The sequence below is a fragment of the Bradyrhizobium sp. 139 genome, assembly GCF_023074175.1.
Lineage (GTDB): Bacteria > Pseudomonadota > Alphaproteobacteria > Rhizobiales > Xanthobacteraceae > Bradyrhizobium.
On record NZ_JADPKS010000008.1, the window covers coordinates 21,864 to 41,167 of the forward strand.

Sequence of the window (19,304 nt, forward strand, 5' to 3'; positions counted from 1 at the left end):
CGCGGATGATGACAGCGTCGTACGTGGCGACACCGTCCATCCCGCGAACTTACGTCAGCCTCACCCCTCGAACGCGTCGATCGACGCGTTGCTTCCGCGCGAGACCAGCGTCTCGTCCGGCGCGGCTAGCGGCTCGCCCTTGTCGCGAAAGCGGTTGGTGATGGGATAGCGGCGGTCGCGGCCGAAATTCTTTGCCGTCACCTTCACACCCGGTGCCGCTTGGCGGCGCTTGTATTCGGCGACATTGAGGAGATGGTCGATGCGGGTGACCGTCTCGCGATCGAAACCGGCGGCGATGATCTGGTCCAGCGGCTCCTCGCGCTCGATCAGGCGCTCGAGGATGGCATCGAGCACGTCGTAAGGCGGCAACGAATCCTGATCGCTCTGGTTCTCGCGCAGCTCCGCTGTCGGCGGACGCGTGATGATGTCGGGTGGGATGACCTCGCCCGCGGGCCCGAGCGCTCCGTCGGGCTTCCAGGCATTGCGCAAGCTTGCCAGCCGAAACACCTGCGTCTTGTAGATGTCCTTGATCGGGTTGAAGCCGCCGTTCATGTCGCCGTACAGCGTGGCGTAGCCGACCGACATTTCCGACTTGTTGCCGGTGGTCATCACCATCAGGCCGGTCTTGTTGGAGATCGCCATCAGCAGCGTGCCGCGGGTGCGGGCCTGAAGATTTTCCTCGGTGATATCAGGCGGCAGATTCTTGAAGATGCCGGACAATATGGCCTCGAAGCCGCTCACGGCTTCCGCGATTGGCAGCACCTCGTAACGGATGCCGAGATGGCCGGCGAGTTCGCCGGCGTCCGCAATCGAGCTCGCCGCAGTGTAGCGATAAGGCAGCATCACGCCATGCACCTGGTCGGCGCTGAGCGCATCGACCGCGATCGCGGCGCACAGCGCCGAATCGATGCCGCCGGAAATACCGAGCAGCACGCCGGGGAATCCGTTCTTGGCGACATAGTCGCGCAAGCCGAGCACGCAGGCCGCATAGTCGGCGTGGTCGCCCTCAGGTTGCGCGGCAATCGGCCCGGCGCAACGCCAATCGTCGCCGTTCCTGGTGAAGCGGAGCGTCGTGATACTCTCTTCGAACGCCGGCAATTGCGCCGCGAGCGAGAGGTCGCCGTTGAGCGCGAAGGAAGCGCCGTCGAACACCAGCTCGTCCTGTCCGCAGATCTGGTTGAGATAGACCAGCGGCAGGCTGCTCTCGGTGACGCGCGCCACCGCGACCGACAGGCGCAAATCGCTCTTGTCGCGGGCGTAAGGCGAGCCGTTCGGCACCAGAATGATCTCGGCGCCGGTCTCGGCCAGCGTCTCGACCACGTTCTCGTAGCCCTCGGACTCCTCCAACCAGATGTCCTCGCAGATCGGCACGCCGATCCGCACGCCACGCACGGTGACGGGGCCGGCGGCGGGCCCGCGCGAAAACAGCCGCTTCTCGTCGAACACGCCGTAATTCGGCAGATTGCATTTGAAGCGCAAGCCAGCGATGCGGCCGCCATCGAGCAGCGCGCAGGCATTGTAGAGCCTGCCGTCCTCGACCCAGGGCGTGCCGACCAGCAGCGCCGGACCGCCATCGGCGGTCTCGCGCGCGAGGCCTTCGATCGCGGCGCGGCAAGCGGCCTGGAAGGCCGGCTTCTGCACCAGATCTTCCGGCGGATAGCCGGCGATGAACAATTCCGGAAACAGCACGAGATCGGCGCCGTCAGAGTTGGCTTGCACGCGCGCGGCACGCACTTTCGCGGCATTACCCTCGATGTCGCCCACGGTCGGATTGAGCTGGGCGAGCGTGACCGCGAATGCGTTGAGACGTTCGGTCATGACCGCCGTGATCCTACCCTAGACGAAACCCAGCCGCTCGACGATGGCAAAGATCCAGAACGCACCGGCCATCAGCAGCGCGATGCCGACGGCGGCCGAACCCATGTCCTTGACCCGGCCGATCTGCTTGTCGCGATCCATGGTCAGGCGGTCGGCGAGCTTCTCGATCGCGGTGTTGAGCAGCTCGACGACCAGCAGGAAAGCGACAGAGCACACCAGCTCGACCGCGCGCATCGCGGTCGCGGCAACGAACCAGGCGAGCGGCAACGACAGGAGGAGCGCAAAAATCTCCTCGCGGACGGCCTGTTCCGAGCGGAACGCAAAGGCCAGACCGTTACGGGAATTGATCGTGGCCTTCCAGATCCGCAGCAAGGTTCTAGAGCCCCGCTGCGGCCGGCATCGGCCTGGTCTTGCCGGCGCGTTCCTGTTTGAGGAGCTCCGCGACCAGGAAGGCCATGTCGATGGATTGCTCGGCGTTGAGGCGGGGATCGCAGACCGTATGATAGCGGTCGTTGAGATCCTCGTCGGTGATCGCACGGGCGCCGCCGATACACTCGGTGACATCCTGACCCGTCATCTCCAGATGCACGCCGCCGGCATGCGTGCCTTCCGCCGCGTGGATCGTGAAGAACGACTTCACCTCCGACAGGACGCGGTCGAACGGGCGCGTCTTGTAGCCCGACGTGGAAGTGATGGTGTTGCCGTGCATGGGATCGCACGACCAGACCACAATCCTGCCCTCGCGCTTCACGGCGCGGATCAGCCCCGGAAGATGGTCGGCGACCCTGTCGGAGCCGAAGCGGTTGATCAGCGTCAGCCGGCCGGGCTCGTTGTCGGGATTGAGCACGTCGATCAGCTTCAACAGCTCGTCGGGCTTGAGCGACGGGCCGCACTTCAGGCCAATCGGGTTCTTGATGCCGCGGAAATATTCGACATGGCCGTGGTCGAGCTGGCGGGTGCGGTCGCCAATCCAGATCATGTGGCCTGACGTCGCGTACCAGTCGCCGGTGGTGGAATCGACGCGGGTCATGGCCTGCTCGTAGCCGAGCAGCAGTGCCTCATGGCTGGTGTAGAAATCGGTGGCGCGCAGCTCCGGATGGCTCTCGAGGTCGAGGCCGCAGGCCTGCATGAAATTGAGCGCGTCCGAGATGCGGTCGGCCAATTCCTTGTAGCGGCGGGACTGCGGTGAATCCTTCAGGAAGCCGAGCATCCATTGATGCACGCTGCCGAGATTGGCGAAGCCGCCGGTCGCGAAAGCGCGGAGCAGGTTCAATGTCGCAGCCGACTGGCGATAGGCCATCAGCTGGCGCTGCGGATCCGGGACGCGCGCTTCCCTGGTGAAGGCGATATCATTGACGATATCGCCGCGATAGCTCGGCAGCTCGATGCCGTCGATCTTCTCGGTCGGCGAGGACCGTGGCTTTGCGAACTGGCCGGCGATGCGGCCGACCTTCACCACCGGCACCGCACCGGCATAGGTCAGCACCACCGCCATCTGGAGCAGCACGCGGAAGAAGTCGCGGATGTTATTGGCGCCGTGCTCGGCAAAGCTTTCGGCGCAGTCGCCGCCCTGGAGCAGGAAGGCCTCACCGGCCGCAACGCGGGCCAGCGCCTTCTTCAGATTGCGCGCCTCGCCCGCGAACACCAGCGGCGGAAACGTCGCAAGCTGCGCCTCGACGTCGGCCAAAGCCTTGGCGTTGGGATAATCGGGCACCTGCAGCACCGGCTTGCTGCGCCAGGACTCGGGCGTCCACCGCTCGGACATCGCAATCTCTCCGTGAAGCAAAAAGCACAACTCGATCTGTGGGTTGCGAGGGCCGCCTTATACACAGCCCAGTCCCCCGCCGCCAGTTGTAAATCCATTTCGCATTGCAACCCCTTGCGGCGAAAGCCGAATTCGCATCTGCTGAGGGCTGACGAGGAAACTGGCAGGACATTGACTGCCCATGGACGCGGCGCGCGACGACGTTTTCATCGACGAGATCAGCTTCCCCGCGACCGACGGGTATGTGCTGACCGGCACCCTGTTCCTGCCGCGCGGCACCAAGCGCCACGCCGTCCTGATCAATTCCGCCACTGCGGTCCCGCGAAAAATCTATCGCGGCTTTGCCTCCTATCTCGCCCATCGCGGCTGCGCGGTCCTGACCTACGACCATCGCGGCATCGGCGACTCCCGGCAGCCCGCGATGGTCGGCTACAACCAGCCGAAATCGCTGGTCGGCTTCAAGGCTTCAATGTCGGACTGGGCCGCGCAAGATGTCACCGCCGCGGTGCGCTGGATGCGCGAGCGCTACAACACCCTGCCGCTCGCCTATGTCGGCCACTCCTTCGGCGGCCAGGCGCTCGGACTGATTGCCAACAACAGTGAAATTTCGCGCGCCGCATTCGTGGCCTCGCAGGCCGCGACATGGCGGCTGATGACGTCGCCGGAAAAATACCGCGTCTTCGCTTTCATGAATTTTGTCGGCGTGCCGCTCGCCCACGCGCTCGGCTACGCGCCGGGCTGGGCCGGGATCGGCGAGGATCTGCCCAAGGGCGTTTTCCCTGCAATGGGCCGACTGGGTCTCAAGCCCGCGTTATCTCTTCGATTCAAAACTGCCCGCGCTGGAAAATTTTGCAAGATTCAAGGGCGAACTGCGCGCGCTCTGCTTCTCCGACGATCCCTGGGCAACGCGGCCCGCGGTCGAACTGCTCACGGGCGGATTCACCGCGATCAAGCCGGAGGTGCTGACGGTCAAGCCGTCCGAGGTCGGCGCCAAGGCCATCGGCCATTTCGGCTTCTTCCGCCCCGAGCACCGCAACACGCTGTGGCGCAGCGTGGCGGAATGGGTCCAGGGGGAGTAGGCGGCGCTTAAGCGGGATCAGTTTTGGTTGAATCGATGCAAGCCGAGGGTTCACCTCTCCCGTAGGGCTAAGGCATGCACACATCTCAAAAACGGAATCTAATACAGGGACTTAGATGACCCCAGGTTTCGGAACCGCCCAAAGAGCGGTCGGTCAGCTATCATTGAAAAGACTTGCGCTTTCCATTGGTGCTGACCAACGGCCGAAAGATGTGTGCACGCCTTAGCCCCGCTGGGGAGAGGTGAACCTCGGACAAGCGACTGAGTTCTACGCGCTAGCGGATGACCGTCGTCAGCGACGAGTAGCGCCTGTTCGGCTTGGCTTCACCCGGCGCGAATTGCGCAAAGGCGTCGCTGACGCGAACCGCCGGCGGCGTATCGCCGGCGAAGCGGAATTCCTTCGGCCGCGGCGCGTAGAAGCTGGCGCTGTAATAGGCCTCGTCGAAGCGCGCCTCGCCGGCGCCGAACAATGCGTCGCAGACGAACAGGAGCGCGTAAACTCCCGCAATCGCCGCGACGATCTCCTTGAAAACTGACATGCTGATGCCGCACCCTTTTGCAGGCAGGATGCAGGTTGGTTCCAAAGCCGAGGTTTAAGGCCGTGCGCTCCTTGTCCGCAGGGTTTGCCGCCGCTGATCGGAATGCAGACAATTTTACCGATCTCGAACAGTGAGCCCGCCTGATCGGTCGATCAGGCGGGCTCCAGGGTTGGCCGCTCGGGAGGTATCAGACGGCCAGGTTCATCCAGATGGCCTTGGGCTCGGTGAAATTGTCGATCGCGGCGGTACCATGCTCGCGGCCAAGGCCAGAGTCGCGCTCGCCGCCCCAGGGCAGCCGCACGTCGGTGTAGCCATAGGTGTTCATCCAGACGGTGCCGGCGCGCGCCCGCTTGGCAAAGCGCTGGAGCTTGCCGATGTCGCGGCTCCAGACGCCGGCGGCGAGGCTGTAGGCTGTGCCATTGGCGATCCTCAACGCGTCGGCCTCGTCCCTAAACTTGATGACGCTGACGACGGGGCCAAAGATCTCCTCCTGCGAGACCCGCATCTCGTGCGCGACGTTTGCGAACACCGTCGGGCTGATGAAGTAGCCGCGCTCGCCGACGCGCTGACCGCCGGTGACGAGGGTTGCACCTTCCTCCTGGCCGATCTCGACATAGTCGAGGATCGACTTCATCTGCTTCTCGGAGATGACGGGGCCGAGCGCCGTCTTGCGGTCGAGCGGATCGCCGATTCTGAGCGATTTGGCGCGCGCCGCCAGCCGCTCGACGACCTCGTCATAGACCTTCTCCTGCACCAGCACGCGGGAGCCGGCCGAGCAGACCTGGCCCGCGTTGAAAAAGATGCCGGAGGCCGCAGCCTTGCTTGCTGCTTCGAGATCGGCGTCGTCGAAAATGACGTTGGCCGACTTGCCGCCAAGCTCGAGCGAGACGCGCTTGAAATTGCCGGCCGCGCCTTTCATGATTCCACGGCCCACGCCGGGCGAGCCGGTGAAGGTGACCTTGTCGACGTCGGGGTGATTGACCAGCGCATCGCCGACGACGCGGCCCGGGCCCGTGACGACGTTGAAGACGCCTGCCGGAAGGCCCGCTTCCAGGGCGAGCTCCGCGATGCGCAGCGCCGAGAGCGATGTCAGCTCGGCGGGCTTCATCACAACGGTGCAGCCGCAGGCCAGCGCCGGCGCCAGCTTCCACATCCCGATCATTAGCGGGAAATTCCAGGGCACGATCGCCGCGACCACGCCGACCGGCTCGCGCACGGTGTAGGTCAAGGCATCGTCGCGCACGGGCACGACGTCGCCGCTGATCTTGTCGGCCCAGCCGGCGTAGTAGATCAGCGTGTCGACGGCGGCCGGAAAATCCTGGCGCATCGTCGCGGATATCGGCTTGCCCGCATCGATGGACTCGATCTCGGCGATCTCATTGGCGTGCAGCTTGAGCAGCTCCGCCCAGCGCAGCAGTATCTGTCCGCGCTCGGAGGCGCGCATCGTGCGCCAGGGACCTTCGAACGCCCGGCGCGCGGCCGCCACTGCATGGTCGACATCGGCCTCGTTGCCTTCCGCGACGACGGCGATGACCTGGCCGGTGGCGGGATTGAGGGATTTGAAGATGCGGCCGGAGCTCGCGGGAATGCGGTGGCCATCGATGAGCAGATGCTGCGGCCGGGCCATGAACCCGGTTGCCGGCGAATGGGCAAAGTCATATGCAACAGACATCATATTTCTCCCTGTTCTGGTATACCAGGATAGGCGCGCATAGGCCCGAGTAAATATGATATGGTTTGCAAATGGACGCCCTGCATATGAAGCGCAGTTCATAAGGAAGGCCGATGCTCCAGATCGAGATCGAGGTCGTCTGGCGGTTTCGCCGCGAGGGCAATCCGCGCACCACCGTCATCATGCTCGGCATCCTCAACGAGATCCGGAGGACCGGGAAGATCACCAGCGCGGCCAGCGACGCCCACCTCTCCTATCGCCACGTCTGGAATCTGATCGAGCAATGGTCGGAATTCTTCGGCACGCCGCTGGTCGAGACCCAGCGCGGCAAGGGCTCAAAACTCACGCCGTTCGGCGAGCGGCTGGTATGGGCCGGCGAGCGCATGCAGGCGCGGCTCGGACCTCAACTCGAAAACCTCGCACAGGAGCTGGCGAGCGAGATCAAGCCGTTCCTCGAACAGCGCCCCGCCGTGATCCGCGTCCATGCCAGCCACGGCTTTGCGGTGGCAAAACTGCGCGAATTCCTCGACCGCGAACCCGGCATCGGCGTCGACCTGCGCTATGTCAGCAACCAGCATTCGCTGGTTTCGCTGGCGCAGGGTGCCTGCGATCTCTCCGGCCTGCATCTGCCGCACGGCGCGCTACGCGCCCAAGGCATCAAGGCCGCCCGCGAATGGCTCGACCCGCGCGAGGATCGCATCATCAGTTTCGTCACGCGTGAAATGGGGCTGATGGTCGCGCGCGGCAATCCGCTGCGCATCGCCTCGCTTGATGATCTCACCGGACCGAAAGTCCGCTTCGTCAACCGCGACCACGATTCCGGCACGCGCCTGCTGTTCGATCAGTTGCTCGCCGCGCACGGCATCGACGAGAGCAGGATCAACGGCGCGCAACAGATCGAGTTCACCCACGCCGCGGTCGCTGCCTATGTCGCAAGCGGCATGGCGGATGCAAGTTTCGGCGTCGAGGCCGCCGCCCGGCATTTCGGTCTCGATTTCATCCGGCTCCTCACCGAGGACTATTTCTTCGTCTGCAAGCGCGCCTTCCTGGACACCGGGCCGATGCAACGCATCCTCGAGATCATGCGCAGCGCCGATTTCCGCGCCGCCATCGCGACCCTGCCCGGCTACGTGCCGTCGGATACGGGCGCTGTCACCGGCGTGAAGGCGTTTCTGGAGATGCACGCCGTGCGATGATGCTGGCGCGCTCGGCTTGTCCGCCTCCGTCAGATCACCGGCTGATCCTTCAGCGCCGAGACCACCTGCTCGCCTTGTACAGTCAATCGGTAAGTCACCAGCGGACGGCTCGACGGCGGTTTTCGCGCGGTCTCGACAATGTAGCCGCGCACCATCAGCGCTTCGAAGCTGCCGTAATAGCCGAACATGCTGATCTGGTTCTGCTTGAGCAGCTTGAACTCGCGCAAGAGGCCTCGCCTATGTTCGCACGCAGGACGATCCAATGGCGCGCCTGCGCGCTGCCATCCTGGAGACGTTCTCGCTGGCTTCGGCATGCAACGATCCCCGGCAATCCGAGGCGCTCAACCGCCCGATCAAGGAAACGCTGCTCGCCGGCCTCGACGCCACCCTGTTGCCGGCCGGCACATGCGCCGCCCCGCCCCGCTTCGTTCGACAAGCACCGCAAGCTGATCGCGCATCTCGACGAAGTCATTGCGCTGTTCGGCAGCAAGCCGCTCTACAGCGACGACCTCGCCGCCGCACTCGGCGTGTCCGTGCGCACGCTCCAGGCCGCGACGCACGCGGTGCACGGCGTCAGCCTGCACCACTATCTGCGCCTCAAACGGTTGTGGTCCGTTCGCGTCCAGCTCATGACCGGAGGCGATGGATTGACCGTGAAGGCCGCCGCGCTCGGCAACGGCTTCTGGCACCTGGGCGACTTCGCGAAGAGCTACAGACTGGGCTTCCGCGAAACACCATCCGAGACATTGGCGCACGGACGGCGCTCGTTTCATCTGGCCATCAGGGCTTGAGAGAGCGGATCGCCCCTCAACCGTGACCGGCCGCCTTGCGGTGGCCACCCTCGCTGAGGCGGTCGACCCAGGCGATGCCGACCGCGGAGATGATGAAGGTCAGGTGGATCAGCACCTGCCACATCACGCCGGACTCGGTGAAATTGCTGCGCGTGGTGCCGAGATTACCGGCCTCGATGAATGTCCTGAGCAGCGAGATCGAGGAGATGCCGATGATCGCCATCGCCAGCTTGATCTTGAGCACGCTGGCATTGACGTGGCTGAGCCATTCCGGCTCGTCTGGATGGCCGCTCAGGTTCAGGCGAGAGACGAAGGTCTCGTAGCCGCCGACGATCACCATCACCAGCAGGTTCGAGATCATGACGACGTCGATCAGCCCGAGCACGATCAGCATGATCTGCTGCTCGCTGGCGTCGAACGAGTGCAAGACGAGGTGCCAGAGCTCCTTCAGGAACAGCAGCACATAGACGCCTTGCGCGATGATGAGGCCGACATAAAGCGGCACTTGCAGCCAGCGCGAGCCGAAGATGAGCTGGGCAAACGGGCCGATCTGCGGCTGCGGCACGGAGAGCGCCGAAGGTGCTTTGGGTTCAGACGTCATTGATCACTCCGGATTGCGGACAAGGAAGCGCGCCTCACAGGCTCGCGATAACAGGCGCGAGCTCGAGCGAACCGCGATAGATCATCTCGAAGGCGACGTAAACGATGATGGCAAGACCGACATAGGCGATCCAGCGCTGCTTCTGGAGCACGCGGCCGAGCAGGTCGGCGGCAACACCCATCAGCGCGACAGACAGCAACAGTCCGAACGCGAGGATGTAGGGATGCTCGCGCGCGGCGCCCGCGACCGCAAGCACGTTGTCGAGCGACATCGAGACATCGGCGGCGACGATCTGCAGCGCCGCCTGTCCGAAGGTCTTGCGAGACGCCGGTGCGCTGGCCGCGCTGCCGCCATGGCTGAACGCGGGCTCGGCGTGCGCAGCCCGCTCGCGCAGCTCGCGCCACATCTTCCAGCAGACCCACAGCAGCAGCACGCCGCCGGCGAGCAGCAGGCCGATTACTTGCAAGAGCTGGGCCGCAACGCCGGCGAATACGATGCGCAAGGCCGTGGCAGCCACGATGCCGACTACGATGGCGCGCCGGCGCCGCTCGGCCGGCAATCCGGCCGCGGCAAGGCCGATGACGATGGCGTTGTCGCCAGCCAGCACGAGGTCGATCAGGACAACCTGGAGCAGCGCTGACAGCGCGTCAGCAGTGATGAATTCAGTCATGATTGATCATTTTTGGATGCGGACGGATCGAGCCAATGCGGCTTGCGCCGCTCGATCCAGTCGAAGACTTTCGAACGAGACGAGCGGAGCGCGGGCACATCCTCGGCGAGCAACGCAAGTCCGAGCGGCAGCATCCAGAAGCCGAGCACCGGCAGGAAGGAGAGCACGCCGCCGACGACGAGCAACGCGCCCGACGGGATCCTCACCCAGCGGCTCGACGGTTTGAGCAGATAGGTGACGGTGTCGCCCATGCGCGACGGCAAGCGATGGACGAGCTTGTCGAGCCGCGGGTCGCCGCCGGCCAATTGGCCGGCAGCGCCTTCGAGAACCGTCGACGGTTCGTCCGGAACGACGCTCATGCTTGCTCCTCTGAGACGGCGCGCTGATCCGCGCGTGCATCTGAGACGACCGGCTTTGCGCGCGGCAGCACCAGCGTCAGCAGGCGCAACAGCTTGATCGCCTGCACCTCATGGAGATGCACGTCCTCGTCCGCGGCCGCGACGCGCTCCGACAGCTCCATCAAATGCGCCGAGAGCGGCAGGTCCGAGACCGGACGCAACCTATCGATCACCACATTGGCAAAGTCGGGCTCCTCGAGCCGTTCCGCCAGTTCGTCGAATATCGCAAACAGCCGGTCATCGCTCATGTGCGGCGCCAGTTCGCGATCCCTGATGAAACGGATCACCTCGTCGCGCTCGACCGGCGAAACGCGCCGGTCGGCGACGGCGACCAGCGCGCCGGCAATGACCAGCGCCACCGCCGCCTGCTCGTTCGGGCTGGACGGTTCGGTGATCTCGATCGGGTTTGAAGTGGCGGCGTCAGACATCGTTGCTCCTCACATTGGCGAAATAGCCGCGCGGAGCTGTGATGGGGACGATCGGGTCGGAGAGAACTCAAGAGGGCCCGACGATCGGCCGATCCATCGCATTCGCGCGGGACAGGTGATCCGACATCACGAGGTTTTGCCGACTTGGTCGGCGTCCTCGCCAGAGGGGCCCGGATTCTTGTTCCTCCCAGAAATAAAGATAGGTCCGCCGGAATCAAGGCAACAAGGCTGCGACCAGCCGCCGCATCGGTTCCATGCTTATGGCGCAACAAACCAGGATGAATTGATGGGCCTTCGCCAAGAGATTACCCCACCCGCTCGACCAGATGCGCCCGCGACGGTTGCCGGATCGAATCTCAATGTCGGCTTGCCGCGACACGTCGCCTGGCAAGGCAGGACAGTTCATACCGGCATCTCGGCGGAAAGGGTGCCTGACAACTGCACTGGCGAGATTCCATCAAGACTGGCCGTTTCCCTCAGACCAGATTCTGGCTATCTCCCGACCGAAAGTGGAGACACGTTGTGTACATCCCGCCGATGTGTGGACCAAACAAGGAGACGACCAGACGATGTTCAGATCGGCACTTCCGATAATTCTCGCCGTCGCGGCCGGGATCAGTCTCGTCGTGCAACAAGCGCTCAACACCAATCTGCGGACGGCGTTGAGCTCGGCTGCGTGGTCGGGCTTCATGAGCTACTTGCTCGGCGTGCTCTGCATGGCGGCGCTGGCGCTCCTGCTGCGTGATCCCGTCCCTTCGGCAACGATTGCGGCCCGCATACCCTGGTTTGCATGGACCGGCGGACTGTTCGGCGCCATCTTCATCGGTCTCGGAATTTTCCTCGTCCCGCAGCTTGGCGCCGCGACGTTCTTCGCGTTGCTCATCGCTGGCCAGATGTTCGGATCGATCGCGTTCGATCATTTTGGGGTGCTGGGCGTCCCCGTTCATCCCGTGAGCGCCGTCCGGATCGCCGGTGCCGCACTGCTCGTCGGCGGTGTCGTTTTGATCCGCATGTAGGACGACGGGAACCATCCCGCCGTCTCGGAGCTGCTCACCCGCGCGATCGACGACATTTGCCGAGGACGCGGCCGCACTGAATTGCGCCGCCGAGGTCGAGCACTGCCGCACGATCGTGGAGCGCGGCAGCTCCGCCGAATTCCAGCTTCGCGCTGAGCGTGAAAACGGCGATGACATCGCATCCGTGTCACGATGGATCGCTGCATCTACGATATCCGGAACGAACGCTCCGATCGGGCGCAGTGTTTCGGCAGCGCCATAGCGCCCACACAAGCTTTTTTGAATGCAAGGACCCTGTCTCGCTGCGCCAAGGTAAACCTAGGGTCTTGATCCCGCGGAGCCCTGTGCGTTCCGCTGTTCCACTGGTGCGTGAGGCTGCACTTCCACGCCAAGGCTTGCCGACAAATTAGACAAGATACGTCTCGTCACCGGAGTTGCCGGTTGCGCGAAGACGCCAGGCAAGCCGGCGAAACGGCACATCTAACCTCAGGTGGAGCCTCGATTATTTTCTCGTCTCTGAGAGCCGAGAGCCCATGTGTGCGCTCCGTGTTCCAACTGGCCCGAAATTCGCAAGACAGCATCAGGCCTGATTCCCTGCCCTCTCACGAATTGGAGCAGCAGGATGCGTGCGCCCAGCTCCGGGATAACCGGCTAGAAGCGGAGAATGCCATGAACGTGCATGCTGCGGGCGATCTCAAATTCACCGGCCTCACCCGTCCGAACGGCGCGCCCCTTCGCCTCAACGGTCAGGATTTCGTGGCGATCGATCGCGACAAGAATGCGAATTTTGAGGCGACGTATCGGCCGCAAGCCCTTTACAACCGCGCGAGCGAGGGCTTTCACGCCAACAACGAGACCTTCCTCCTGCACGAAGTCGCGACCAATCTGCCGATCTACCGCCCCGACACGGGCCCCACCGATTTCCACCTTCACCTGCCGCCCGGCGGCTTTCAGCTCGTGCTGGTCACCTCGGGCGCGTTCACCTTCGACTACGACGGGCGCCTCTATAATGTCGGCCCCGGCGCGGTGATGCTGCAAAGCGCGATCGTCCACCGCCAGCTCTTCTACACCTGGTCGGGCCTGTCGACCGAAGAGAACCTGAAGACGCCGCAGACGGTGGTGCCGGATCCGATTTCGATGGGCTACTCCGGCAAATTCCTCGAAGCCTTCATCACCGATCCAACCACTTTTCCGAACCCGACCATCGTCGGTCCGGACCAGATCAATGAATCCGAGACGCCGCGCGTGGCCTGGAGCCACCCTCTGCATGATCGGCCAGCCGATGCAGGCTTCTGGCTTCAGGATCCCTTGGCGCTGGATGCGCTGTTCAAGCCGCTCACCGACAGTCCCGTCAAATCATCGATGCCGGTCTATGTGCGCGATATCGGGATCGAGGCTCCGAGCGGTCATCTTGTCACCGGCCACATCATCGCAACCGATCCGCGTGGCCAGTCACTTTTGCCGAAGAGCACATCAGTGGCAGCGGACGCCGCCTGTTTTGCCAAAGGCGAGGTCGTGATCTACCGCATCATTCGCGGCACAGCCGAATTCAGGAACAGAGCCGGCGAGACCTTCGAGCTTTCGGCCGGCGATGTGGTGACAGCGGGCAAGAGCTCGATCGACCTTGTAGGCCTCGGCGAAAACACCCAGGTCCTCAGGCTCGGCCTGCTGAAGGGCATGAACGACCTTCGCAGCTGGACGCCGACGCAACGCGACGAGATCGATGGCCTCGCCAGTCGGATCATCACGCAGAAGGATGTCCGTCCCCTGCGCACGGAAGGCGAGCCGGTCGGCTACTTGTACAGCTGAGCTTCGGCCTTATTCCGCCGCCTGACGCACGTGGCGCGCGGTCGGCGTGCGCATGGTGACCAGTTCTTCAGCCGCGGTCGGGTGCAGCGCGACGGTGGCGTCGAAATCCGCCTTGGTCGCCTTCATCTTCACCGCGATCGCGACCGCCTGGGTGATCTCGGCGGCGGCATCGCCGACGATGTGGCAACCAAGCACGCGGTCGGAGGCGCCGTCGACGACGAGCTTCATCAGCACGCGGGTGTCGCGCCCCGACATCGTCGCCTTGATGGGACGGAAACTTGTCTTGTAGATGTCGACATGGCCAAATTGCGCGCGCGCCTCGGTCTCGGTGAGGCCGACGGTGCCGACCTCCGGCTGCGAGAACACGGCGGTCGGGATGTTGGCGTGATCGACCTGCACCTCGCGCTTGCCAAACACGGTATCGGCGAAGGCATGGCCTTCGCGAATCGCAACCGGCGTCAGATTGAAGCGATGGGTGACGTCGCCGATCGCATAGATGCTGCCGACCGAGCTCTTCGAGAAACCATCCACCGCGATGCCGCCGTTGTTCGGGTTGATCGCGACGCCGGCCTTCTCCAGGCCGAGATTGGCCACGGCGGGATGGCGGCCGATCGCGAACATCACCTGCTCGGAGGCGAGGCTCGATCCGTTCGACAGATGGGTGGTGAATTCGTCGCCATGGCGATCGACCTTGCTCACCGTGCAGCCGGTGAGAATGGTGATGCCTTGCTTCTCCATCTCGGCGCGCACATGGGTGCGGACGTCCTCGTCGAAACCGCGCAAAATGTTGTCGCCGCGATAGATCACGGTGACGTCGGAGCCGAAGCCGGCGAAGATGCCGGCGAATTCCAGCGCAATGTAGCCGCCGCCCTGGATCACGATCCGCCTCGGCAGCTCTTTTAGGTGAAACGCCTCGTTGGAGGAGATCACGTGCTCGATGCCCGGGATCGAGGCGCCGTGGTTGGGCGCGCCGCCGGTGGCGATGAGAATGTATTTGGCGGTGATCTTCCTGTCGTTTTCGAGCAGGCGGACAGTGTGCTTGTCCTCGATCACTGCGCGGCTCTTGACGATTTGCGCGCCCGACTTCTCGACATTCGCAGTGTAGGCCGCCTCCAGCCGCGCGATCTCCTTGTCCTTGTTGGCGATCAGCGTCGGCCAGTCGAACGTCGCGGGCGGAACGGTCCAACCGAAACCGGCGGCGTCCTCGAGCTCGTGACGAACATGCGAGCCGATCACGAACAGCTTCTTCGGCACGCAGCCGCGGATCACGCAGGTGCCGCCCATGCGGTACTCTTCCGCGATCATGACGCGAGCGCCGTAGCCGGCCGCGATGCGGGCGGCACGCACGCCGCCCGAACCGCCACCAATGACAAAGAGGTCGACGTCGAATTCAGCCATTGTCCACTCCGACCTCTTTCAGAGCATGATCCGGACCCGAAGGGCCGCGCCAGCGCAAAGTGTGGAGCGGTTTTCCGAAAAGATCATGCTCAAATAACAACCTAAAGCGCGATAACGCACTTTAGGATCTCTGATCAGATAGGCTCTGTCAGATCTCCTTGCCACGCTTGCGCATCTCGGCGCGGAAGGCACCCATTACGGTCTCGGCGAAATTCTGGGCCCAGGAGTTCATGAACGCCATGCTGAGCCCGATGGCGCGCGGCTCGGCATCGATCAGCTTCTTGCCCAGCGGCGACTTGTAGAAGGTGACGAGCTCCTTCAGCTCCTGCTCGGTGAACTCGCTGGCATAGACCTGTGCCATGCCTTCGCCGATCTCCTTCTCGCGACCGTTGAGCTGCTGGGCGACGACCCCGGCGACCTCGTTGAGATCCTTCTGGTAGTTGAGGTTCTGCTGGATCAGCGCGATCTTGGTCTTCTCGACCAGGCCGGGCACGGCGTTGGCGTACATCGCGCCCGCGTTCTTGATCGTCAGGATCTCCTTGGCCGCCGCGATGGCCGCCGGCGAGGACTTCGGCGGGGCCGCCTGCTGGGCGACGGCTGGAGCCGCCGACAGGGCCAGTCCAACAGCGAGGGTCGCGGCCGGCAACAATCTAAAAACGCTCTTCATTCCTAGTCTCCTTTCGGCTTACGCCGTTCAATCACGCGGATTCCCTCGCCGCCCGCCAAAACGGCCGAGCTGGCCAAGCCGATGAACAACCCATGCTCGACCACGCCGGGGATCGCGCTCAACGCCTTGGCGAGGCTGGGCGGGTCCACGATACGTCCGAGCTGGGCATCGACGATCCAGTGGCCGCCATCGGTGACGAAAACGTGGCCATCTTTGGCCTTGCGGACCGCCATTTGCCCGGAAACGCCGCATTCCGCAAATGCCTTCTCGATCGCGCGGCGCGTCGCCCCGAACCCGAACGGGATGACCTCGACCGGCAGCGGAAAGCGGCCGAGCGTCGGCACCCATTTGCTGTCGTCGGCAATCACGATCATGCGATCCGAGGCGGCCGCCACGATCTTCTCGCGCAGCAGCGCGCCGCCGCCGCCCTTGATCAGATTGAGCTCGGGATCGATCTCGTCGGCGCCGTCGATGGTGATGTCGAGATGGTCGATCTCGTCGAGCGTGGTCAGCGGCACGCCACAGCGCATCGCGTCGAGGCGCGTCGCCTCCGAGGTCGGCACCCCGATCACCTTGAGCCCGGTGCGCACGCGCTCGCCGAGCAGCTCGACGAAATGTTTTGCAGTCGAGCCGGTGCCGAGCCCGAGCTGCATGCCATCACGCACCTCCTCGAGGGCGCGCGCCGCAGCCTGCCGCTTCAACTGGTCCATGTTCACGATGCGCTCGCCTCTGAATCAAGGGTGCCGCCGGTATTGGCCGCTTGCGGCGGCCTGTGTAGCCTCGTTTCCCCCCGGAGAACAGGGTCTGGGGAACAGGCCTCTGGGTCGATCTTATAAGTTGATCTTATGGCTTCGGCCCTTGCGCGTGCGGAGCCGGCCCGATAGCGCTTGGACCATGACCTCCCCTCACACCATCGTCTTCGATCTCGACGGCACGCTTGTGGATACGGCGCCCGACCTGATCACCGCGCTGAATTTCGTGCTCGAGCGCGAGGGGCTGCCGCCCGTGCCGATGGCCTCAGCCCGTAACATGATCGGGGCCGGCGCCCGCAAGCTGATCGAGCGGGGACTGGAGGCCGAGGGACGCACCGTGGGCGTCGCGGACATGGACCGGATGACGGCGGATTTCGTCGCCTATTACGCCGATCATATTGCCGTCGAATCCCGGCCGTTCGAGGGGCTCGAGGCCGCGCTCGACCATTTTGCGGCGCAGGGCCATCGGCTGGCGGTCTGTACCAACAAGCTGGAATGGCTGTCGAAGCGGCTCTTGGACCAGCTCGACCTGACCCGGCGCTTCGCGGCGATCTGCGGCGCCGACACTTTTGGCGTCCAGAAGCCCGATCCGACCATTTTCCGCGAGACGGTGGCACGCGCTGGCGGAGAGGTCAAAGCCAGCATCATGGTCGGCGATGCCGGACCCGATGTCGGCGTGGCCCGGCGCGCCGGGGTGCCCGTGATCGGGGTCAGCTTCGGCTATACGGACGTGCCGATCGCCGAGCTGAAGCCGGACCGGCTGATCCATCACATGCGCGATCTGCCGGCGGCAGCCCACAGCCTGATGACGGCCTAGGTCCACAAGCCCCTGAGATAGCTAGATTATTCCACGGAACGCTGCGTTAACCATCCATTAACTATGCGCAGTCCGCCGGTTGCCTGCCTGGAACGACGCTCCTAGGTTCGTCCGGGGATGTGGCGGTTCGTCGCAGTAGAAGTGGATGGTCATGCGTCGTGTCATCGCGATGGCGTTAGCGGGTGCGAGCCTTCTGGATGCAGCAAGTCTTGGTGGCTGCTCCTCGATGTCCTGGGACATGTTCAAATCGGCGCCGCCGACCGTCCAGGTCAGGCTCGAATCCAATCCCCCGGGTGCTGACGCCACGACCTCGCTCGGCTCGGGCTGCAAGACCCCCTGCTCTGTCTCGGTTCCCGCCCCCGACGCCTCCTTCACGGTCGCTTTCGCCCTGCCCAAATTCCAGCCGGCGAGCGTTCCGGTGAACGTGATCGAGACTCCCGGCGATTTCACCACGCCTGCCTCGGTCACCACCGATCCCAATCCGGTGTTCGCGGAACTCCAGCCGGCCACCCCGTCGAAACCGGTCCGCAAGCCGCATCGGCCGAAGAAGCCGAAACCGGCGGCGTCCGCAGCTGGTCCGGCTGTGGCCGCACCGGTCGCGGGTTCGCCGTTCCCCGATCCGAACGCGGGCAAGCGCTGACCCCAAGCGCTGACTTACGTAACGCACCCGATTGTCCTCAGCCAGCGCGATGCTTAGATTGCTTCCAGAGCACCGCTAGGCAAAGGTGCGCCGTCGTCGTCAGTGACAAGGCCTCTCGTATGAACGGAATTTCCGCGAGCCCCCGCGCCGCGCTGTCGAGCGCGATGACCGATCCGTTCGGGCGGACCATCTCGTATTTGCGCGTTTCCGTCACCGATCGCTGCGACCTGCGCTGCTTCTACTGCATGTCGGAAGACATGACCTTCCTGCCCAAGGCGGACCTGCTGACGCTGGAGGAGCTCGACCGGCTTTGCTCGGCCTTCATCGCCAAGGGCGTCAAGAAGCTGCGGCTCACCGGCGGCGAGCCGCTGGTCCGCCGCAACGTGATGTCGCTGGTGCGTTCGCTGTCGCGGCATCTGTCGAGCGGCGCTTTGAACGAGCTGACGCTGACCAGCAACGGCACCCAGCTTGCGAAATATGCCCGGGAGCTTGCCGATTGCGGCGTCCGCCGCATCAACGTCTCGCTCGACACGCTCGATCCCAAAAAATTTCGCGAGATCACCCGCTGGGGCGAGATCGACAAGGTGCTGGAGGGCATCGAGGCCGCACGCGCCGCGGGGCTTGGCGTGAAGATCAATGCGGTGGCGCTGAAGAACCTCAACGAGGACGAGCTCCCCGAGCTGATGCGCTGGGCCCACGGCAAGAGCATGGGGCTGACGCTGATCGAGGTCATGCCGATGGGCGAGATCGGCTCGGGCCGTATCGATCAGTACCTGCCGCTGTCGCTGGTGCGCGCGCGGCTCGCCCAGCAATTCACGTTGACAGATCTGGCCGAGAGCACCGGCGGGCCGGCACGCTATGTCAGCGTCGCCGAGACCGGCGGCAAGCTCGGCTTCATCACGCCGATGACTCATAATTTCTGCGAATCCTGCAACCGGGTGCGCATCACCTGCACCGGCACGCTGCACACCTGCCTCGGCCACGAGGATGCCTCCGATTTGCGCAAACCTCTGCGTGCATCGGATGACGATATGCTGCTTGCGGATGCGATCGATCGTGCCATCGGGCTGAAGCCCAAGGGCCACGATTTCATCATCGACCGCCGTCACGACCGTCCCAGCGTCTCCAGACATATGAGCGTGACCGGCGGTTAGCATCGGCTGGCCGACCGCGGCTTATTTCCCTTAACTATCAACAAACTTCCGATTGACTGGCGGCACGCTCGCTGGTTTGGTGCGGCTGCCTCATG

At 64.1% G+C, this 19,304-nt stretch carries 19 protein-coding genes and 3 pseudogenes; 9 read left to right on the forward strand and 13 right to left on the reverse strand.

What is annotated here, in order from left to right; translation table 11 throughout:
• Positions 1–60: 60 nt before the first annotated feature.
• The 3 genes from IVA80_RS01060 to IVA80_RS01070 are packed head-to-tail and all read right to left on the reverse strand — an operon-like array spanning position 61 to position 3,583.
• Positions 61–1,818, reverse strand: coding sequence for an NAD+ synthase (locus IVA80_RS01060; protein WP_247424639.1), 1,758 nt, complete (start codon positions 1,816–1,818; stop codon positions 61–63).
• An 18-nt stretch (positions 1,819–1,836) separates the two neighbouring features.
• Positions 1,837–2,190, reverse strand: a complete 354-nt coding sequence (locus IVA80_RS01065) for a diacylglycerol kinase (protein WP_247424642.1) — start codon at positions 2,188–2,190, stop codon at positions 1,837–1,839.
• A 4-nt stretch (positions 2,191–2,194) separates the two neighbouring features.
• Entirely contained in the window at positions 2,195–3,583 is a 1,389-nt protein-coding gene (locus IVA80_RS01070; protein ID WP_247424645.1) for a 3-deoxy-7-phosphoheptulonate synthase class II, read from the reverse strand.
• A gap of 181 nt (positions 3,584–3,764) precedes the next feature.
• Here IVA80_RS01070 and IVA80_RS01075 point away from each other — a divergent pair.
• A pseudogene (locus IVA80_RS01075) lies at positions 3,765–4,662 on the forward strand (alpha/beta fold hydrolase).
• A gap of 274 nt (positions 4,663–4,936) precedes the next feature.
• Here IVA80_RS01075 and IVA80_RS01080 read toward each other — a convergent pair.
• Entirely contained in the window at positions 4,937–5,200 is a 264-nt protein-coding gene (locus IVA80_RS01080) for a hypothetical protein (protein ID WP_247424649.1), read from the reverse strand.
• A gap of 187 nt (positions 5,201–5,387) precedes the next feature.
• Complete coding sequence (locus tag IVA80_RS01085; RefSeq protein ID WP_247424652.1) at positions 5,388–6,872, reverse strand: aldehyde dehydrogenase family protein; 1,485 nt, start codon at positions 6,870–6,872, stop codon at positions 5,388–5,390.
• A 113-nt stretch (positions 6,873–6,985) separates the two neighbouring features.
• On the opposite strand from IVA80_RS01085, the gene IVA80_RS01090 reads away from it, so the two are divergent.
• Positions 6,986–8,068, forward strand: a complete 1,083-nt coding sequence (locus tag IVA80_RS01090; RefSeq protein ID WP_247424655.1) for a substrate-binding domain-containing protein — start codon at positions 6,986–6,988, stop codon at positions 8,066–8,068.
• A 29-nt stretch (positions 8,069–8,097) separates the two neighbouring features.
• Here IVA80_RS01090 and IVA80_RS01095 read toward each other — a convergent pair.
• Positions 8,098–8,298, reverse strand: a pseudogene (locus IVA80_RS01095) (hypothetical protein); the annotation flags it as partial.
• 9 nt (positions 8,299–8,307) lie between these two features.
• Here IVA80_RS01095 and IVA80_RS01100 point away from each other — a divergent pair.
• A complete protein-coding gene (locus tag IVA80_RS01100) occupies positions 8,308–8,859 on the forward strand; it encodes a helix-turn-helix domain-containing protein (RefSeq protein WP_247424661.1) in 552 nt (183 codons plus the stop codon).
• A 16-nt stretch (positions 8,860–8,875) separates the two neighbouring features.
• On the opposite strand, the gene IVA80_RS01105 is transcribed toward IVA80_RS01100, so the two are convergent.
• The 4 genes from IVA80_RS01105 to IVA80_RS01120 are packed head-to-tail and all read right to left on the reverse strand — an operon-like array spanning position 8,876 to position 10,956.
• On the reverse strand, positions 8,876–9,460 hold the full coding sequence (locus tag IVA80_RS01105) for a TIGR00645 family protein (protein WP_247424664.1): 585 nt from the start codon (positions 9,458–9,460) through the stop codon (positions 8,876–8,878).
• Positions 9,461–9,494: 34 nt separating this feature from the next.
• Complete coding sequence (locus tag IVA80_RS01110; RefSeq protein WP_247424667.1) at positions 9,495–10,130, reverse strand: TerC family protein; 636 nt, start codon at positions 10,128–10,130, stop codon at positions 9,495–9,497.
• Positions 10,127–10,489 carry a hypothetical protein gene (locus tag IVA80_RS01115; protein ID WP_247424669.1) on the reverse strand — a complete coding sequence of 121 codons (363 nt, stop codon included), beginning with the start codon at positions 10,487–10,489 and terminating at the stop codon, positions 10,127–10,129. The genes IVA80_RS01110 and IVA80_RS01115 overlap by 4 nt, the downstream gene beginning before the upstream one ends.
• On the reverse strand, positions 10,486–10,956 hold the full coding sequence (locus IVA80_RS01120) for a TerB family tellurite resistance protein (RefSeq protein ID WP_247424671.1): 471 nt from the start codon (positions 10,954–10,956) through the stop codon (positions 10,486–10,488). Before IVA80_RS01120 ends, IVA80_RS01115 begins: the two co-directional genes overlap by 4 nt.
• Before the next feature lie 569 nt (positions 10,957–11,525).
• Here IVA80_RS01120 and IVA80_RS01125 point away from each other — a divergent pair.
• From IVA80_RS01125 to IVA80_RS01135, 3 genes and pseudogenes are all read left to right on the forward strand, one after another.
• The gene (locus IVA80_RS01125) at positions 11,526–11,972 is read left to right on the forward strand and encodes a DMT family transporter (RefSeq protein WP_247424674.1); all 447 of its coding nucleotides are present in this window, start codon (positions 11,526–11,528) and stop codon (positions 11,970–11,972) included.
• A gap of 21 nt (positions 11,973–11,993) precedes the next feature.
• A pseudogene (locus IVA80_RS01130) lies at positions 11,994–12,234 on the forward strand (carboxylate--amine ligase); the annotation flags it as partial.
• 407 nt (positions 12,235–12,641) lie between these two features.
• Positions 12,642–13,781: a hypothetical protein gene (locus IVA80_RS01135; RefSeq protein ID WP_247424676.1), complete on the forward strand. Its 1,140-nt coding sequence runs from the start codon at positions 12,642–12,644 to the stop codon at positions 13,779–13,781.
• 9 nt (positions 13,782–13,790) lie between these two features.
• Here IVA80_RS01135 and gor read toward each other — a convergent pair whose 3' ends face one another.
• The 3 genes from gor to rpiA form a co-directional block, all read right to left on the reverse strand.
• A complete protein-coding gene (gene gor, locus IVA80_RS01140; RefSeq protein ID WP_247424679.1) occupies positions 13,791–15,179 on the reverse strand; it encodes a glutathione-disulfide reductase in 1,389 nt (462 codons plus the stop codon).
• 148 nt (positions 15,180–15,327) lie between these two features.
• Positions 15,328–15,846: a DUF2059 domain-containing protein gene (locus IVA80_RS01145; protein ID WP_247424682.1), complete on the reverse strand. Its 519-nt coding sequence runs from the start codon at positions 15,844–15,846 to the stop codon at positions 15,328–15,330.
• A 2-nt stretch (positions 15,847–15,848) separates the two neighbouring features.
• Complete coding sequence (rpiA, locus tag IVA80_RS01150; protein ID WP_247424685.1) at positions 15,849–16,562, reverse strand: ribose-5-phosphate isomerase RpiA; 714 nt, start codon at positions 16,560–16,562, stop codon at positions 15,849–15,851.
• A 178-nt stretch (positions 16,563–16,740) separates the two neighbouring features.
• Between rpiA and IVA80_RS01155 the strand changes: the two genes are divergently transcribed.
• The 3 genes from IVA80_RS01155 to moaA all read left to right on the forward strand — a co-directional run bounded on the left by IVA80_RS01155 (position 16,741) and on the right by moaA (position 19,209).
• Complete coding sequence (locus tag IVA80_RS01155) at positions 16,741–17,415, forward strand: HAD-IA family hydrolase (RefSeq protein WP_247424689.1); 675 nt, start codon at positions 16,741–16,743, stop codon at positions 17,413–17,415.
• Between the two features lie 151 nt (positions 17,416–17,566).
• Positions 17,567–18,055: a hypothetical protein gene (locus IVA80_RS01160; RefSeq protein WP_247424692.1), complete on the forward strand. Its 489-nt coding sequence runs from the start codon at positions 17,567–17,569 to the stop codon at positions 18,053–18,055.
• 119 nt (positions 18,056–18,174) lie between these two features.
• Positions 18,175–19,209 (forward strand): GTP 3',8-cyclase MoaA, encoded by a 1,035-nt coding sequence (moaA, locus tag IVA80_RS01165; protein ID WP_247424695.1) that lies wholly within the window; start codon positions 18,175–18,177, stop codon positions 19,207–19,209.
• Positions 19,210–19,304 lie beyond the last annotated feature (95 nt).

Bases quoted from the DNA above. Each gene is read 5' to 3' on its own strand.
- IVA80_RS01060 (WP_247424639.1), bottom strand. From the start codon at position 1,818: ATGACCGAACGTCTCAACGCATTCGCGGTCACGCTCGCCCAGCTCAAT.
- IVA80_RS01070 (WP_247424645.1), bottom strand. From the start codon at position 3,583: ATGTCCGAGCGGTGGACGCCCGAGTCCTGGCGCAGCAAGCCGGTGCTG.
- IVA80_RS01080 (WP_247424649.1), bottom strand. From the start codon at position 5,200: ATGTCAGTTTTCAAGGAGATCGTCGCGGCGATTGCGGGAGTTTACGCG.
- IVA80_RS01085 (WP_247424652.1), bottom strand. From the start codon at position 6,872: ATGTCTGTTGCATATGACTTTGCCCATTCGCCGGCAACCGGGTTCATG.
- IVA80_RS01090 (WP_247424655.1), top strand. From the start codon at position 6,986: ATGCTCCAGATCGAGATCGAGGTCGTCTGGCGGTTTCGCCGCGAGGGC.
- IVA80_RS01100 (WP_247424661.1), top strand. From the start codon at position 8,308: ATGTTCGCACGCAGGACGATCCAATGGCGCGCCTGCGCGCTGCCATCC.
- IVA80_RS01105 (WP_247424664.1), bottom strand. From the start codon at position 9,460: ATGACGTCTGAACCCAAAGCACCTTCGGCGCTCTCCGTGCCGCAGCCG.
- IVA80_RS01110 (WP_247424667.1), bottom strand. From the start codon at position 10,130: ATGACTGAATTCATCACTGCTGACGCGCTGTCAGCGCTGCTCCAGGTT.
- IVA80_RS01115 (WP_247424669.1), bottom strand. From the start codon at position 10,489: ATGAGCGTCGTTCCGGACGAACCGTCGACGGTTCTCGAAGGCGCTGCC.
- IVA80_RS01120 (WP_247424671.1), bottom strand. From the start codon at position 10,956: ATGTCTGACGCCGCCACTTCAAACCCGATCGAGATCACCGAACCGTCC.
- IVA80_RS01125 (WP_247424674.1), top strand. From the start codon at position 11,526: ATGTTCAGATCGGCACTTCCGATAATTCTCGCCGTCGCGGCCGGGATC.
- IVA80_RS01135 (WP_247424676.1), top strand. From the start codon at position 12,642: ATGAACGTGCATGCTGCGGGCGATCTCAAATTCACCGGCCTCACCCGT.
- gor (WP_247424679.1), bottom strand. From the start codon at position 15,179: ATGGCTGAATTCGACGTCGACCTCTTTGTCATTGGTGGCGGTTCGGGC.
- IVA80_RS01145 (WP_247424682.1), bottom strand. From the start codon at position 15,846: ATGAAGAGCGTTTTTAGATTGTTGCCGGCCGCGACCCTCGCTGTTGGA.
- IVA80_RS01155 (WP_247424689.1), top strand. From the start codon at position 16,741: ATGACCTCCCCTCACACCATCGTCTTCGATCTCGACGGCACGCTTGTG.
- IVA80_RS01160 (WP_247424692.1), top strand. From the start codon at position 17,567: ATGCGTCGTGTCATCGCGATGGCGTTAGCGGGTGCGAGCCTTCTGGAT.
- moaA (WP_247424695.1), top strand. From the start codon at position 18,175: ATGAACGGAATTTCCGCGAGCCCCCGCGCCGCGCTGTCGAGCGCGATG.